Genomic DNA, 14,945 nt, shown 5'->3' on the forward strand with positions numbered 1-14,945 from the left:
AATGGCGGCGACTAATAGACGTCCATAAAAAAACCGACGGCTCTAACCGTCGGTTTTTTTGTCCCCGAAAGGCGCCTAGATGATATCGTCCATCGACTTAAGCGGGTAATGCGCCGGGTAAGGGTTGCGCGCAACCCCCGAGTCCACGGCTGCCCGGGCAACCGCTGCTGGAACCACTTCCAGCAGGCGTACGTCCATCGGCTTCGGAATGATGTATTCACGGCCAAACTCGAAGCTTGCAACGCCATAGGCCTCACAGATTTCCTGTGGCACAGGCTCTTTTGCCAGTTCACGAATGGCATGAACCGCCGCAACTTTCATCTCTTCGTTTATCGCTGTCGCACGAACATCGAGCGCGCCGCGGAAGATGAACGGGAAACCAAGCACATTGTTGACCTGATTCGGGTAATCAGAGCGACCTGTCGCCATAATCAGATCGTCTCGGGTTGCCAGCGCTACTTCCGGGCTGATTTCAGGATCAGGATTGGAGCAGGCAAAAACGATGGGATTTGGCGCCATCAATTTGAGTTGATCAGCAGTTAACAGGTCGGGACCGGAAAGACCGAGAAACACATCAGCGCCGTTCATCGCGTCATCCAGGGTGCGACGATCAGTGTCGTTCGCAAACATCGCCTTGTACTGATTCAGGTCATCACGACCAGAGTGGATCACACCCTTGCGGTCCAGCATAAAGATGTTCTCGGACCGAACGCCACAGCTTACAAGCAACTTCATACAGGCAATCGCAGCGGCACCAGCCCCCAGGCAGACCACTTTGGCCTCTTCGATTTTCTTGCCCTGAAGCTCCAGTGCATTGATCATACCGGCAGCGGTCACGATCGCGGTACCGTGCTGATCATCGTGAAAAATCGGCACATTGCACTTTTCAATCAACGCACGCTCAACTTCAAAGCACTCTGGCGCCTTGATGTCCTCAAGGTTGATACCACCAAAGGTATCGGCAATGCGCTCGACGGTTTCAATAAAAGCCTGAGGGCTTTCGGAATTGACCTCGATATCAAAAACATCGATACCGGCAAAGCGCTTGAACAGTACGCCTTTGCCTTCCATTACCGGCTTGCTCGCCAGCGGACCCAGGTTACCCAGCCCAAGAATCGCAGAGCCGTCCGAAATAACGGCAACCAGGTTGCCCTTACCTGTGTACTTGTATGCGTTCTCCGGGTCTTTAGCGATCTCGCGGACCGGCTCGGCAACCCCGGGGCTATACGCCAGGGAAAGGTCGCGGGAGGTTTTGGTGGGCTTGGTGATTTCAACACTCAGCTTACCAGGCCGCGGCTTGGCGTGATATTCAAGGGCTGCTTCTTTCAGATCTTGAGACATTGCCACTGTTCCGTTTTTTTAACGTTTATAGAAAGGGGACCACTGTGGTGGGAGTTCCCAGCGGAGCGCGACATTATGGCGCGAAGCCCGAACGCAGACAAGGCCCCACTGAGCATTTCCTGTACAGTCAATAAGCCATATCGCGTATACCGGTTCCAGCGACCAAGCCTGCCGTACGGTGCAACAGGCACAAAAAAAGCGCCCTTGGGCGCTTTTTGGATCCAGGATCGGGGATCAGGATTTCTTGCCAGCGATTCTGCCGCCGAAGCGCTTCTGGAAGCGATCAATACGGCCACCGGTATCCATCACCTTCTGCTTGCCGGTGTAGAACGGATGGCACTGGGAACAGACATCCAGTTGCAGATCCTGGGTGAAGGTTGAACGGGTCTTGAATGTATTGCCGCAGGAACAGGTTGCGGAAATCTCTTCGTACTTGGGGTGAATACCTTCTTTCATGGCTAACCTCGGTCGGTCATGCCGCTACCAGATCGCGGGATCGGATTTGACCCTGGCGTCAGGCACCGCATGTTTGAATCAAATGGCAAGACGGGGCACAATCATGCCCTGCCTGAAACAGACCGCGAATCTTACTGACAAACAGAGTTGCAGGCAAGCCCTTATCGCTGCTGTCAAGCATTTGTACCTATACCATCTCTCCACTGGAGCCAAACGTGCCCCGCACTGCGCGCATCGCATTGAACCGCCCACTCAGGCGGCTATTCGATTATCGGGTTCCGGACGGAATGGATCTGGCCTGCGGCCAACGTGTCACAGTCCCGTTTGGCCGCGCCTCGGCAACGGGGCTGGTGGCCGCTCTGGGCACGCCGCCACCGGAAGGCATCACCCTGAAAACCATCCAGTCTACCTGCGAAGACTGGCCAGCACTGCCACCGGAAACCTTCCAGCTGCTGAGCTGGGCAGCCAACTACTACCAGCACCCGCTGGGTGAGTGTCTGTTTACCGCCCTGCCCCCGGCATTGCGTCGTGGCCAACCAGCGAAAGAAAAAGCAGACCCCCATTGGGTAGCCCTGGCCGGCGAAGAACTTTTGCCCGCCAACGCAACAAAGCAGAGAGCCCTCCTGGCATGGCTGAGGCGACATTCATCCGGCGCCGCAACCCGGCAAATTACCCAGGCCGGGTTCTCTCATGCCCAGATTCGCGCGCTCAAGGAACGACACCTGATTGAAGAAACCGATCCGCCAAAGGCCGACAAACCATGCGTTCCGAACATTGACGGTCCTCACCTGTCAGAAGCCCAGACAAAGGCGGCACGGGAACTTGCGAAACCCGGCAACGGTTTTTCAACCACGTTGCTGTACGGAATCACTGGCAGTGGCAAGACAGAGATCTATCTGGACTACCTCAAGCAGTATCTGGATGCCTCTGCGCAGGCGCTGGTGCTGGTGCCAGAAATCAACCTGACACCCCAGACCGTCGCTCGTTTCGAGCGCTATTTCGGTGGGCGCATTGCCGTTTGGCATTCAGCGCTTAACGATGCCCAACGGCTCAATGCCTGGCTGAAAGTCCGCAATGGCGAGCCGGTGATTCTTATTGGCACGCGTTCGGCTGTCCTGCTTCCTTTTACACAGCTGAAAACCATCATCGTCGACGAAGAACATGACAGCTCTTACAAGCAGGGCGAGGGATTTCGTTATTCCGGCCGGGATACTGCGGTATACCGGGGATTCCTGAACAACTGCCCGGTTATTCTTGGCTCTGCGACCCCTTCCCTGGAATCCATTCATAATGTGCAGGCTGCAAAATACCAGCTCGTAAAACTTGAAGAGCGGGCCGGAAAGTCACGGCCCCCGCAGATCAAGCTGCTGGACATCCGTAGCCGCCCATTACAGGCCGGGTTCTCCCGACCGGCCCTGGATGCGGTCCGCAGAACCCTGGAGAACGGGCAACAGGCGCTGGTGTATGTTAACCGCCGCGGCTTCGCTCCAGTCATGATGTGCTTTGACTGCGGCCACATGGTTGAATGCCCCCGCTGCGATACCCGCCTGACCTTTCACCGCCGCGACCGCGCCATGCGCTGTCACCACTGCGATTATCAGGTGGCCGCCCGGGAGATTTGTCCGAAGTGTGACAGTGATGCATTCCGGCCAGTTGGTCAGGGCACAGAAAGAGCGGAAGATTACCTGGCGGAACAGTTTCCAGACACACCCATCGTGCGGGTGGACAGAGACAGCACCCAGCGCAAGGGCAGCATCCAGAGCATTCTGAAACAGGTAAACAGTGGCGCACCGTGCATTCTTGTGGGCACGCAGATGCTGGCCAAAGGTCACGATTTCCCCAAGGTCACGCTGGTGCTGGTCATCAACGCCGATGGCGGCCTTTTCAGCGTTGACTTCCGGGCGCCGGAGCAGCTTATCCAGACCCTGATCCAGGTCAGTGGCCGAGCGGGCCGGGGCGAACTCGCCGGGGAAGTATTGGTTCAGACCTGCCATAGCGACCACCCTCTGCTTCAATCCCTGGCGCGGGGCCACTACCTTCCCGTTGCCGACCAGCTTCTGGAAGAACGAAAAACCGGCGCCCTGCCCCCGTTTCGTGCCATGGCTATATTCCGTGCTGAGGCAGACACAATGGCCAAAAGCCTGCAAATCCTCGACCAGATCAAACCACTGGCCCGCCATGACCGGCTCGAGATGTGGGGCCCGCTGCCGGCGTTAATTGCCCGCCGGGCTGACCGACATCGGGCGCAACTGGTGTTGCTGAGCGACAACCGGAAACATCTGAGCTCGATACTGGCAGGCCTCTGCCAGGCCCTGGATGAAACCAGGCTGCCCCGCGGCCTGAAATGGATGATCGATGTCGACCCCCAGGAAACCGGGTAGCCGTTGACAGAGCAGCCACAGGATTTTGCTTGCCAGCGCAGATTCCGCGATAATGTTCGGCTTTATCCAGATGCGGCAAAGCCTGCCGCCAATGACCCATTTTCCTGCAAACCGAGTCACCCGACAGCATGAAAGAAACCGTAATCGACCTGCTTCAGTCTTCACTGGCTACCCTACAGTCCGAAGGTGTTCTACCCGCCGACCAGACTTTCACCCCGCAGGTGGGCAATACCAAAGACAAGGCCCATGGTGACTATGCCTGCAATATTGCACTGGTGGCGTCGAAGGCTGCGGGCTGTGCCCCGCGTAAACTGGCCGAGGCACTGGTAGAGAAGCTGCCAACAAGCGCCGCTGTAGCCAAAGTCGAGATTGCTGGCCCGGGTTTTATAAACTTCTTCATGAGCACTGCCAGCGCCTTTGAGGTGGTGAACACGATTCTGGAGCAGGCCGATCAGTACGGCCGGAACCAGAACGGCCGAGGCGAAAAGGTTCAGGTTGAGTTTGTGTCAGCTAATCCTACCGGACCACTGCACGTGGGCCATGGACGGGGGGCCGCTATTGGTGACTGCCTCAGCCGTCTTCTGGAAGCCAACGGCTATGACGTAACACGGGAATTCTATTACAACGACGCAGGCGCGCAGATCACCAATCTGGCCCTGTCGGTGCAGGCCCGCGTGAAAGGCCTGACCCCGGAAGACGAGAGCTGGCCCGCCGATGGCTACCGCGGCGCTTACATAATCGATGTTGCCGACTCCTATCTTGCCGGGGAAACGGTAGTCGCGGACGACCGTGAAGTGACGGGCAAGGCGGATCCGGAAGACCGGGCGGCCATCCAGGAATTTGCCGTGGCCTATCTCAGACGTGAGCAGGACCTGGACCTGAAGGCCTTCGGTGTCGAATTCGATGTCTATTTTCTCGAGTCCTCGCTGTATAAAGATGGCAAGGTTGAAGCAACCGTTGAACAGCTCAAAAACAATGGCTTCACCTACGAGCAGGACGGCGCCATGTGGCTTAAAACCACGGAATTCGGCGACGACAAGGACAGGGTCATGCGCAAGCAGGACGGCGGCTACACCTACTTCCTGCCAGACGTTGCCTACCATCTCGATAAATGGCAGCGCGGTTTTACCACTGTGATCAATGAACAGGGCGCTGACCATCATTCCACCGTCACCAGGGTTCGCGCCGGGCTGCAGGCTCTCAATGCCGGTATCCCCAGCGGCTGGCCGGATTATGTCCTGCATCAGATGGTGATGGTGACCCGCTCTGGCCAGGAGGTGAAGATTTCCAAGCGGGCTGGCAGCTACGTCACCGTGCGCGACCTGATTGATGAAGTGGGCCGCGATGCCACCCGCTTCTTCCTTGCGGCACGACGGGTGGATTCCCAACTGACATTTGATATTGACCTGGCCCGCTCCCAGACCAACGAAAACCCGGTGTACTACATTCAGTATGCCCATGCACGAATCTGCAGCGTTTTGCGCAGGCTGGCAGAAGAAGGCGTAAGCCGCGGACGGAACGAAAACCTGGGCGATCTTTCACTGTTGACGCTGGACGAAGAAAAAGACCTGGCCAATCAGTTGGCCCGCTACCCGGAACTGATTGAAAACTCGGCCAACCAGCGCGAGCCGCATCACCTGACCCATTACCTGCGCGAACTGGCCGGGCAGTTCCACACTTACTACAACGCACACAAGGTATTGATTGAAGATACCGCCGTGCGCGACGCGCGCCTGTCACTCTACCTTGCCGTGCGCCAGGTCATCGCCAACGGGCTTGAACTGCTTGGTGTCAGCGCGCCGGAAGAGATGTAACCATGTCGAGAGACTATTCCCGCAAGCCGCAGAAAAACCGCCCGGCGGCCACACCCAGGAAACAGGCGAAGGCGGCTCCGCGCAAGCGGGACGCCCAGCCGGCCCGGAAATCTGTGGCAAAAGCTCAGCACGGCGGTCTGTCACTGAAATGGATCCTGTCACTGGCCACCGTCGGTGGATTCATCGGATTTATCGTTTATCTGAACTCGTTGCCGACACCTGATCAGACCCGCACTCCGTCCGGTGGCCAGGATCAGGCAGAAACCACTACGGAGTCGCCCGCAAAAAACCCGGAAAACAAAAAACCCGGATTCAAATTCTATGACATGTTGCCGGATTCCGAAGTAGTTCCTCCCAAGGTTGATGAGTACACACCCGGCCCGGGCCAGACCACTTTTGACTACCTGGTCCAGACCGGTTCCTTCAGAACGGAAAAGGATGCAGAGCGGCAACGCGCCGAGATTGCGTTCCAGGGTCTGCGGGCCTTCGTGACCCAGATTGACCTGGACAGCGGCAGCACCTGGTACCGGGTTAACGTCGGGCCTTTTACTTCCCGCAGCCAGATGAATTCGGCCGTGGACAAGTTGGTGTCCATCAACATAGAGCCGCTGGTGCGCAAAGTACCCAAAGACAAGGCCGAAGATAACTGACTCAAGGGCCTTAACATGGCCCATGAGTCAGCCCCTTGAAAACCGTACGCCTGCCTCCATTACCTGTGGATACGTTCTAAATCAGGCAAGTGGAGCCCGAATGACTACCATACTTTCTGTCCGGCGTGATAACGAAGTTGCCATGGGTGGCGACGGCCAGGTATCCCTTGGAAACACCGTTATGAAAGGCAACGCCCGCAAGGTCAGGCGCCTTTACAACGGTCAGGTACTGGCCGGTTTCGCCGGTGGTACGGCGGATGCGTTCACGCTGTTCGAGCGTTTCGAAGCCCAGCTTGAAAAGCACCAGGGCAACCTCACCCGAGCCGCCGTGGAACTGGCCAAGGACTGGCGTACCGACCGTGCACTGCGGCGCCTGGAAGCCCTTCTCGCGGTTGCCGATAAAACGGCTTCCCTGATCATTACCGGTAATGGCGACGTGATTGAGCCAGAGGAAGGTCTGATTGCAATTGGTTCAGGCGGCCCTTTTGCCCAGGCGTCCGCCAGGGCCCTGCTGGAAAACACCGAACTGAGCGCAACTGCCATTGTGGAAAAAGGCCTGGATATCGCGGCCGACATCTGTATCTACACCAACCACAATCGCACCCTTGAAACGCTCTCTGCCAACGACTGATCTGGAGCCAACATGTCTGCAATGACCCCCCGTGAAATTGTTCACGAGCTCAACAAACACATCGTCGGCCAGGAAGAGGCAAAGCGCTCGGTCGCCATCGCACTTCGTAACCGCTGGCGCCGGATGCAGCTGGACTCCGACCTTCGTGATGAAATTACCCCCAAGAACATCCTGATGATTGGGCCGACCGGCGTGGGCAAAACCGAAATCGCCCGCCGCCTGGCCAAACTGGCGGACGCACCCTTTCTGAAAGTGGAAGCCACCAAGTTTACCGAAGTAGGCTATGTCGGCCGCGACGTCGAAAGCATCATCCGTGACCTGGCCGATATGGCGATCAAGATGCTTCGGGAAAAAGAAATGAAGCGGCACGAACACCGGGCCATGGACGCCGCCGAAGAGCGGATTCTGGACGCCCTGTTGCCGCCACCCCGGGACCTGAAGGAGGACAGTCAGCGCACGGATGGTTCAACAACCCGCCAACTGTTCCGCAAAAAACTGCGGGAAGGCGAGCTGGACGACAAGGAAATTGAAATCGACCTTCGCAACTCAGGCGCGGGCGTAGAGATCATGGCACCGCCTGGCATGGAAGAGATGACCAGCCAGTTGCAGAACATGTTCTCCAGCATGTCCTCCGACAAGCGCAAAACCCGGAAAATGAAGGTGGCGGATGCGCTCAAGCAGGTTCGTGACGAGGAAGCCGCCAAACTGGTCAATGAAGAAGAAATCAAGCAGAAAGCCATTTCCACAGTTGAGCAGAACGGCATCGTGTTCATCGATGAGATCGACAAGGTGGCAAAGCGGTCTGAGAATACCTCATCAGACGTTTCCCGGGAAGGCGTTCAACGCGACCTGCTGCCGCTGATTGAGGGCAGCACCGTCAGCACCAAGTACGGCTCGGTGCGCACAGATCATATCCTGTTCATTGCGTCCGGCGCTTTTCATCTGTCCAAGCCATCAGATCTGATTCCGGAGCTGCAGGGCCGGTTACCGATTCGAGTGGAACTGCACGCACTGACGCCGGATGATTTCAAGCGCATCCTGACCGAGCCGGATGCCTCGCTGGTTCAGCAGTACGTGGCCTTGATGGGCACGGAAGGGGTCAACCTGAACTTTACCGATGAGGCCATTACCCGTATTGCCGAGGTGGCGTTCAAGGTTAACGAAACTACCGAGAATATCGGCGCAAGGCGGCTGCATACGGTGCTTGAACGGCTGCTTGAAAGCCTGTCCTACGAGGCCGGTGATCAGGTAACAGAAGCCTTTGAAGTCACCGCTGAGTTTGTCGACGAAAAACTGGGAGAGCTGGCAGAGGATGAGGATCTGAGCCGGTATATTCTCTGATCACCCAGGCCGACAGCGTTTCAGACAGGTATTGTCGGGAGCGCTGTCGACAGAGAGCTGTTCAGTTCAGAGGGCTTTGCTGAACAGCTCACTGACGTTGCCCAGACCTGACGCAATCCTGCCCCGCTGTGCCCGCTTCTTGCGACCCTTGGCCACATATAGCGGCAGCATCTCACCGTAAAGACTGGTACTGATCGTGCGCTGTTCGTCTTCCAGGCGATCCCGGCGCAGGCGAATGCCATATTTCGCCAGTTTCGGTTCCAGCTCATCCGCGCGGTTCAGCAGATCCCGGCGGGTCATCTGGTAGGCGTGTTCACACACCATCCGCCGCGACTGGAAACTGAACACGTTTGAGAAGAACAGCTTGGCGTCGTCACGAGTGGGTTCGAACAGCAGAATGTCCTTTTCCGGGTAATCCCGGGCGTACTGGGCGATACCTGACTGCATCCGCGAGTACACCATGGTGCGGAACATTTGGGACAACAGGTTTGGCATGCCGGAACGGGTCAGATCCCCCGGGGCCATGCTACCTGCCCGAACCGCAGCACTGGCGTCGATGGGCACCTGGGGATTCACTGCAAAAACCAGATCTGCGCCATCTTCAAAGGCAACTGAGGCATGTAACCCCTTACGCAGTGTGCCATCCACATAATAACGACCATCAACCGTTACCGGAACATAGAGTCCTGGCGACGAAGTGCTTGCCTGAATGGCTTTGGATATGGGCACATGGTCAAAACCTGGCGCGCCAAAGCAGACCGCTTCAGTGCTTTCCACATCAGCGGCAACGATATAAAGGCTGCGGCGTAACTGGCGGAAGTCGTTGGTCCGGCCCAGCATGTTGAAGGCGCGCTGCAGGTATTCGTGAAGGCCCTCGTTATCAAACAGACCTGCCGGGGCTGCCTCGGCCAGTATGGTCATGGCCTCCAGAAAGCTCTGATCGTAAGGATTATTGATAAAGCGTCGAAGTGCCGTTGATACCAGGCCGGGAACCGCTAGCAGGCGGCCGCCGATCTCACGGAACGCAGGGCGGTAGAAAACTTCCGGGTGAAAGGGGTGAACTTCCGCCTCATTACGGACGAAGATCCGGCACAATTGGGCTGTGGTCATCTGGTTAGCCAGATTTGCCGCCACAAAAGAACCGGCGTTCACACCCACATAGACATCGATATTATTGAAATCCAGCCCGTCCAGCGCCTCATCAAGCGCCCGCAACGCCCCGATTTCATAGATACCACCCAGAGGGCCACCGCCGCCGAGGGCAAGGCCGATCCGGGGGCCGGGCTTGATTGCCGTGGTCGTTGCCGTCATTCAGTGGTCCTTTCCAGCAGTGGTCTTTACCAGCAAGATTCAGGTCAGATTCGAATTCGGAACCTGACCGTCGTTATACTCACATTAGCAGCAGGATTTAGAGTTCACACCCTACAATTGCACAACTCATACAATGGGTGCCTGGGTGTCGGCGCGGTCACTTCGCAGGGCGACCGCGGATTTCGACGGTCTCAGATAGCGGCCGAAGCCGGCATTACGCAAGGCAAGGTCAACGCAACTCTTGATGACATGGGGGGAATCCAGCAGCAGCACGTCTTCAAGCAGCTGCACGGACCATTCTCGACTGACGCTGCGAATAACTGATTTCACTTTCGGCAGACTCGCAGCGTTCATCGACAGCGAATCGTAACCCATGGCCATCAGCAGCAGCGCACCACCGGGATCGCCTGCCAACTCGCCGCAGATACCAATCGGCTTGCCCACCGAATGGGCGTCCTGGGCAACGCGGACCAGCGCCTGCAGCACAGCCGGGTGGTAGGAATGATAAAGCTGCGCTACCCGGGGATTGTTGCGGTCAACCGCCAGGAGATACTGGGTCAGATCGTTGGAGCCCACAGAGAGGAAATCAACCCGGTCTGCCAATTCGCGAATCTGGTAGACCGCCGCGGGAATTTCCACCATTACCCCGACCTTGGGCATGTGGATGTTGTACCCCTCTTCTCGAACCTCGTGGTAGACCCGGTATACCAGGTGCAGGGATTCCTCGACCTCAGAGATGTTACTGATCATCGGCAGCATGATCTGAAGATTATTCAGGCCTTCGCTGGCCTTGAGCATGGCACGGACCTGAACCAGGAAAATTTCCGGGTGGTCCAGGGTGACCCGGATACCACGCCAGCCCAGAAACGGGTTTTCTTCCTGTATCGGAAAGTAGGTCAACGCCTTGTCGCCGCCGATATCGAGTGTACGCATGGTCACCGGGCTGGGGGCAAAGGCTTCAAGCTGTTCGCGGTAATATTCCCGCTGCTCCTGCTCTGACGGGAAACGGTCCTTGATCATGAAGGGCACTTCAGTCCGGTACAGGCCAATGCCTTCGGCACCGTGACTGAGTGACCTCACCACATCCGTCATCAGGCCGGTGTTGACCAGTAGCGATACCCGATGATGATCGGTGGTCTCACAGGGCAGGTCCCTTAGCGCTTCCAGGCCGCGGATCAGTTCGTTTTCCTCGTCACAGATCTCCTGGTAATACGCCAGAAGATCGACAGAGGGCGAAGCAAAAATCTGGCCTTCGAAACCATCCACAATCAGCTCGCGGCCATCAAGCTGGTTAACCGGAATATCCACCAGCCCCATCACCGTTGGTACACCCATGGCCCGGGCAAGAATCGCGACGTGGGAGTTACTGGACCCTTTCACCGACACCAGACCAACCAGTTGGCCCTTCGGCACTTCCCCCAGCATGGCAGGCGTGAGCTCTTCACTGACCAGCACCGTGCGTTCCGGGTAAACCAGATCTTTCTGCTCCCCTTCCTGAAGATGAGACAGCAGTCGCCGGCCCAGATCACGGATATCAACGGCCCGCTCCTGAAGGTAATGATCGTCCATCATTTCAAAGTGGCGGATATACTGCTGGACCACCTGCTTGAGCGCACCCTGGGCCCAGAACCCTTCGCTAATCCGGTTGGCAACTTCGCCAGGCATGGCGTCGTCACCCAACATTCTCAGGTAGACATCGAACAGTGCCTGCTCTTCCGGGCGCAGCTGCGACGCCAACCGCTCTGCCACCCGTTCAATATCCTCACGCACGGCTGTAACGGCGCCCCGGAAAAGAACCAGTTCACCTTCAACATCATCGGTTGGTTTTTCGGGTACCACATCCAGGTCGGCCGCGGGATAAACCACAACACCCTGACCGATGGCCACGCCGGGCGAGCCCGGAACACCACTGAAGCTGACGTCTTTCGCTTCTTCACCGGTTAATGAAAGGCCGCTGATGGCGCCCGTCGCTTCACTGTGGGCAATAACGCCCGCAAGCTGTGCCGAGACCGTAACCAGAAAGGCTTCTTCACCTTCATTAAAACAGCGCGAGCTTTCCCGTTGCTGAACCACCAGTACGCCCAGTACACGGCGGTGGTGAATAATGGGCACACCCAGAAACGAGCGAAAACGCTCTTCGCCAGTTTCGGGAAAATAGCGGTAGCGCGGGTGGGAGGGCGCATCTTCAAGGTTGATGGGTTCTTCCCGGGAACCCACAAGGCCGATCAGACCTTCTGAGTACCCCAGACTGACCTGGCCGACCGCCTGTTGATAGAGGCCTTCCGTCGCCATCAGAATGTAGCGATTGGTGGCCGGGTCCAGCAGGTACACCGAACACACCTCGGTATCCATCGCTTTTTGAACACGCGAAACGATAACGTCCAGCGCCTCCTGCAGATCGCGGGCGCTGTTCACTTCTTGTACAATATTTCGCAGAATGCTCAGCATGGTGGCTTCAATCCGTCACCTCTGTTGGTCGCTCGCGCGCCCTGGTTGCTCGCGCCGCTGCCACTGATCCATATTATGGAATAACCGTGGTGCGAGCTCTCTTAACGCCCGTCGATAGACTTCCCGCTTGAACGATACAACCTGACCAAGTGGATACCAGTAGCTGACCCACTGCCAGCCGTCGAATTCGGGAGAGTCTGTACCGTCCACACGTACCTGTGCGTCCGGCGATAACATCCTCAGAAGGAACCATTTCTGTTTTTGTCCCACGCAGATGGGGTGCGAGTTGTGCCGCACCATCCTGCGCGGAAGGCGATACCTTAACCAGCCTCGGGTACAGCTGACGATCTCCACGTCGCTGGCCACCAGTCCGATTTCTTCTCCAAGTTCCCGATACAGCGCCTCTTCCGGTGATTCATCCTGTTTGATCCCACCTTGAGGGAACTGCCACGAGTCCTGCCCGATTCGCCTTGCCCAGAGTACTTCGCCCCTGTGATTGGCCAGAATGATTCCGACGTTGGGTCTGAAACCGTCTGAATCGATCACGGCACAGTCCTTTTAAGTCGGTTGGCCGGTTCAAAATTTACCGGCCAGAATTGTCCAAGTTGACCTCATTCTTACAGAAACCCAAGGGTACGGCAAACGCAGCTGTTAGCGGCAGGTCATGTTAGAATCCCGGACTTTACATCGGCCCCGCGTATCCGGAGGAACAAAACGTGACGCTTGCATTATTCGACCTTGATAACACCCTGCTTGCCGGGGACAGCGATCACGCCTGGGGCGAATTTCTGGTAGAGGAATCCATCGTCGATGCTGAAGAATACAGGCGCGCCAATGATCGCTTTTATCAGGAATACCTGAACGGCGAACTGGACATCATGCGCTACCTGAGTTTTGCGCTTCAGCCGCTGGCACGTCATGACATGAATGAATTACTGCTGTGGCGGGACCAGTTCATCGAAGAAAAGGTTCGGCCAATGTTGCAGAAAAAAGCGGCCGATCTGCTCGAATACCATCGTGACCAGCAGCACACACTGATGATTATTACTGCGACCAACCGGTTCGTGACCGAGCCGGTAGCTCAATTACTGGGTGTGGAGCATCTGATTGCGACTGACCCTGAGCTGGTTAACGGCCGCTTCACGGGCGGTGTTGCGGGCATTCCAAGTTTTCAGCACGGCAAGGTAGAACGCCTGAATGACTGGCTCGCGAGCACCGGCGAAACCCTTGACGGCGCCTGGTTCTACAGTGATTCCCACAATGATTTACCGCTACTCAGACAGGTCGCCCACCCGGTTGCGGTTGATCCTGACCCGAATCTGGAAGCGGTTGCGCGGGAAAACGGCTGGCCGGTGATGAGCCTTCGCGGCTGACCTACAGAAACCCCGTCAAGGACCGAACAAAACAACTCTTGATATAGTCCGTCTCCGGAATCCCCGGAATAACCGGATGATCCGGCGCCTGATGGCCCTGTTCCAGCAGTTGCACAAATCGGTCAATCTTCCGACCACTGCTTCGAATAATGTCCGTCAGCTTTTCCTGTGACAAATGCATGGAACAGGACGCCGACACCAGCAGTCCGTCACGGTCGAGCAGCCGCAACCCCAACTGGTTAAGGCGCGCATAGGCCTCTTCCCCGGCTTTCTGGTCACGTCGTCTGGGAATCAACGCCGGTGGATCCAGCACGACGATATCGAACTTTTCTTTTTCTTCTGCCAGAGCTTTAAGCGCATCAAACGCATCGCCTTCAATGGTTTCGATATTGTCGAGCCCGTTAATTCGTGCATTGTGATGGACAGACTCGATGGCGCCCGCAGAGCTGTCCACGCAGGTAACCTGGGTGGCTCCCGCACAGGCCGCCTGAATACCCCAGCCGCCGACGTAACTGAACACATCCAGCACTCTTTTACCCGGGGCGTATGCCTGCAGCCGCTGCCGGTTCATGCGGTGATCATAGAACCAGCCAGTTTTCTGGCCGCCTTCCATGGGCACTTCAAAGCGCACTCCATTTTCCTCAACCGGCAACAGATCAATCTCCCGGCCATGGGCCTGTTCGACGTAGGTGTCCAGTCCCTCCACCTTTCGCATCTTGCCGTCGTTCTTCAGGATGATTGCACGAGGATGCGCAAGCCGCTGAACCGCCCGGACGACCGACTCTTTCATCAGCTCCATACCGGCGGTGGAGATCTGGACCACTACAACATCATCAAACCGGTCAATCACCAGCCCGGAGAGTCCGTCACTGTCGCCGAATACCCAGCGATAGAACGGCTTATCGAACAGCCGCTGCCGCAGCGCTAGCGCCGTTTCCAAACGATCAGTCAGCCGTTGTGGGGTCATGCCCTGCCCGGAATTCCGGCTAATCAGACGACCGCAGATCAGCGCATGGGGATTGACGAACACCGTGCCCATCGGCTTGTCGTTAGCCGCTCGCAACTCCGCCTGGGCACCCGCTTCAAAATCGGCGAGTGGCGAACGCCGGATATCGACCTCGTTGCTGTAAACCCAAAGGTGACCGGCCCTGAGCCTGCGCTCCGCGCCTTTACGGAGGTATAAAACCGGGAAACTCATA

Annotated in this window: 12 protein-coding genes; 6 read left to right on the forward strand and 6 right to left on the reverse strand. The window is 57.1% G+C overall.

Annotated features, from left to right (window positions below; translation table 11 throughout):
* Window positions 1-75 precede the first annotated feature (75 nt).
* Entirely contained in the window at window positions 76-1,341 is a 1,266-nt protein-coding gene (locus tag E5Q11_RS15070; RefSeq protein ID WP_135804288.1) for a malic enzyme-like NAD(P)-binding protein, read from the reverse strand.
* Window positions 1,342-1,575: 234 nt separating this feature from the next.
* A complete protein-coding gene (rpmE, locus tag E5Q11_RS15075) occupies window positions 1,576-1,797 on the reverse strand; it encodes a 50S ribosomal protein L31 (RefSeq protein WP_135804289.1) in 222 nt (73 codons plus the stop codon).
* 215 nt (window positions 1,798-2,012) lie between these two features.
* Here rpmE and E5Q11_RS15080 point away from each other — a divergent pair, with 215 nt between their 5' ends.
* From E5Q11_RS15080 to hslU, 5 genes are all read left to right on the forward strand, one after another.
* Window positions 2,013-4,178 carry a primosomal protein N' gene (locus tag E5Q11_RS15080; RefSeq protein WP_135804290.1) on the forward strand — a complete coding sequence of 722 codons (2,166 nt, stop codon included), beginning with the start codon at window positions 2,013-2,015 and terminating at the stop codon, window positions 4,176-4,178.
* Window positions 4,179-4,306: 128 nt separating this feature from the next.
* Complete coding sequence (gene argS / locus E5Q11_RS15085) at window positions 4,307-5,992, forward strand: arginine--tRNA ligase (RefSeq protein ID WP_135804291.1); 1,686 nt, start codon at window positions 4,307-4,309, stop codon at window positions 5,990-5,992.
* Between the two features lie 2 nt (window positions 5,993-5,994).
* Entirely contained in the window at window positions 5,995-6,642 is a 648-nt protein-coding gene (locus E5Q11_RS15090; protein WP_135804292.1) for an SPOR domain-containing protein, read from the forward strand.
* 100 nt (window positions 6,643-6,742) lie between these two features.
* Window positions 6,743-7,273: an ATP-dependent protease subunit HslV gene (gene hslV, locus E5Q11_RS15095; RefSeq protein WP_135804293.1), complete on the forward strand. Its 531-nt coding sequence runs from the start codon at window positions 6,743-6,745 to the stop codon at window positions 7,271-7,273.
* Between the two features lie 12 nt (window positions 7,274-7,285).
* The gene (gene hslU, locus E5Q11_RS15100) at window positions 7,286-8,614 is read left to right on the forward strand and encodes an ATP-dependent protease ATPase subunit HslU (RefSeq protein WP_135804294.1); all 1,329 of its coding nucleotides are present in this window, start codon (window positions 7,286-7,288) and stop codon (window positions 8,612-8,614) included.
* 66 nt (window positions 8,615-8,680) lie between these two features.
* Here hslU and E5Q11_RS15105 read toward each other — a convergent pair whose 3' ends face one another.
* From E5Q11_RS15105 to E5Q11_RS15115, 3 genes are all read right to left on the reverse strand, one after another.
* Window positions 8,681-9,925 carry a patatin-like phospholipase family protein gene (locus E5Q11_RS15105; RefSeq protein ID WP_135804295.1) on the reverse strand — a complete coding sequence of 415 codons (1,245 nt, stop codon included), beginning with the start codon at window positions 9,923-9,925 and terminating at the stop codon, window positions 8,681-8,683.
* Window positions 9,926-10,051: 126 nt separating this feature from the next.
* Complete coding sequence (gene ptsP / locus E5Q11_RS15110) at window positions 10,052-12,373, reverse strand: phosphoenolpyruvate--protein phosphotransferase (protein WP_135804296.1); 2,322 nt, start codon at window positions 12,371-12,373, stop codon at window positions 10,052-10,054.
* Window positions 12,374-12,388: 15 nt separating this feature from the next.
* On the reverse strand, window positions 12,389-12,919 hold the full coding sequence (locus E5Q11_RS15115; protein ID WP_135804297.1) for an RNA pyrophosphohydrolase: 531 nt from the start codon (window positions 12,917-12,919) through the stop codon (window positions 12,389-12,391).
* A gap of 170 nt (window positions 12,920-13,089) precedes the next feature.
* On the opposite strand from E5Q11_RS15115, the gene E5Q11_RS15120 reads away from it, so the two are divergent.
* Window positions 13,090-13,746, forward strand: a complete 657-nt coding sequence (locus tag E5Q11_RS15120) for a histidinol-phosphatase (protein ID WP_135804298.1) — start codon at window positions 13,090-13,092, stop codon at window positions 13,744-13,746.
* 1 nt (window position 13,747) lies between these two features.
* Here the strand turns inward: E5Q11_RS15120 and E5Q11_RS15125 are convergent, their stop codons facing one another.
* Window positions 13,748-14,944, reverse strand: coding sequence for a class I SAM-dependent rRNA methyltransferase (locus tag E5Q11_RS15125; RefSeq protein ID WP_135804299.1), 1,197 nt, complete (start codon window positions 14,942-14,944; stop codon window positions 13,748-13,750).
* Window position 14,945: the final 1 nt, after the last annotated feature.

The sequence above is a fragment of the Marinobacter confluentis genome, assembly GCF_004785685.1.
GTDB classification, from domain to species: Bacteria; Pseudomonadota; Gammaproteobacteria; order Pseudomonadales; family Oleiphilaceae; genus Marinobacter; species Marinobacter confluentis.

Coding starts and splice junctions, on each gene's coding strand:
- E5Q11_RS15070 (WP_135804288.1), bottom strand. CDS start 1,341: ATGTCTCAAGATCTGAAAGAAGCAGCCCTTGAATATCACGCCAAGCCG.
- rpmE (WP_135804289.1), bottom strand. CDS start 1,797: ATGAAAGAAGGTATTCACCCCAAGTACGAAGAGATTTCCGCAACCTGT.
- argS (WP_135804291.1), top strand. CDS start 4,307: ATGAAAGAAACCGTAATCGACCTGCTTCAGTCTTCACTGGCTACCCTA.
- E5Q11_RS15090 (WP_135804292.1), top strand. CDS start 5,995: ATGTCGAGAGACTATTCCCGCAAGCCGCAGAAAAACCGCCCGGCGGCC.
- hslV (WP_135804293.1), top strand. CDS start 6,743: ATGACTACCATACTTTCTGTCCGGCGTGATAACGAAGTTGCCATGGGT.
- hslU (WP_135804294.1), top strand. CDS start 7,286: ATGTCTGCAATGACCCCCCGTGAAATTGTTCACGAGCTCAACAAACAC.
- E5Q11_RS15105 (WP_135804295.1), bottom strand. CDS start 9,925: ATGACGGCAACGACCACGGCAATCAAGCCCGGCCCCCGGATCGGCCTT.
- ptsP (WP_135804296.1), bottom strand. CDS start 12,373: ATGCTGAGCATTCTGCGAAATATTGTACAAGAAGTGAACAGCGCCCGC.
- E5Q11_RS15125 (WP_135804299.1), bottom strand. CDS start 14,944: ATGAGTTTCCCGGTTTTATACCTCCGTAAAGGCGCGGAGCGCAGGCTC.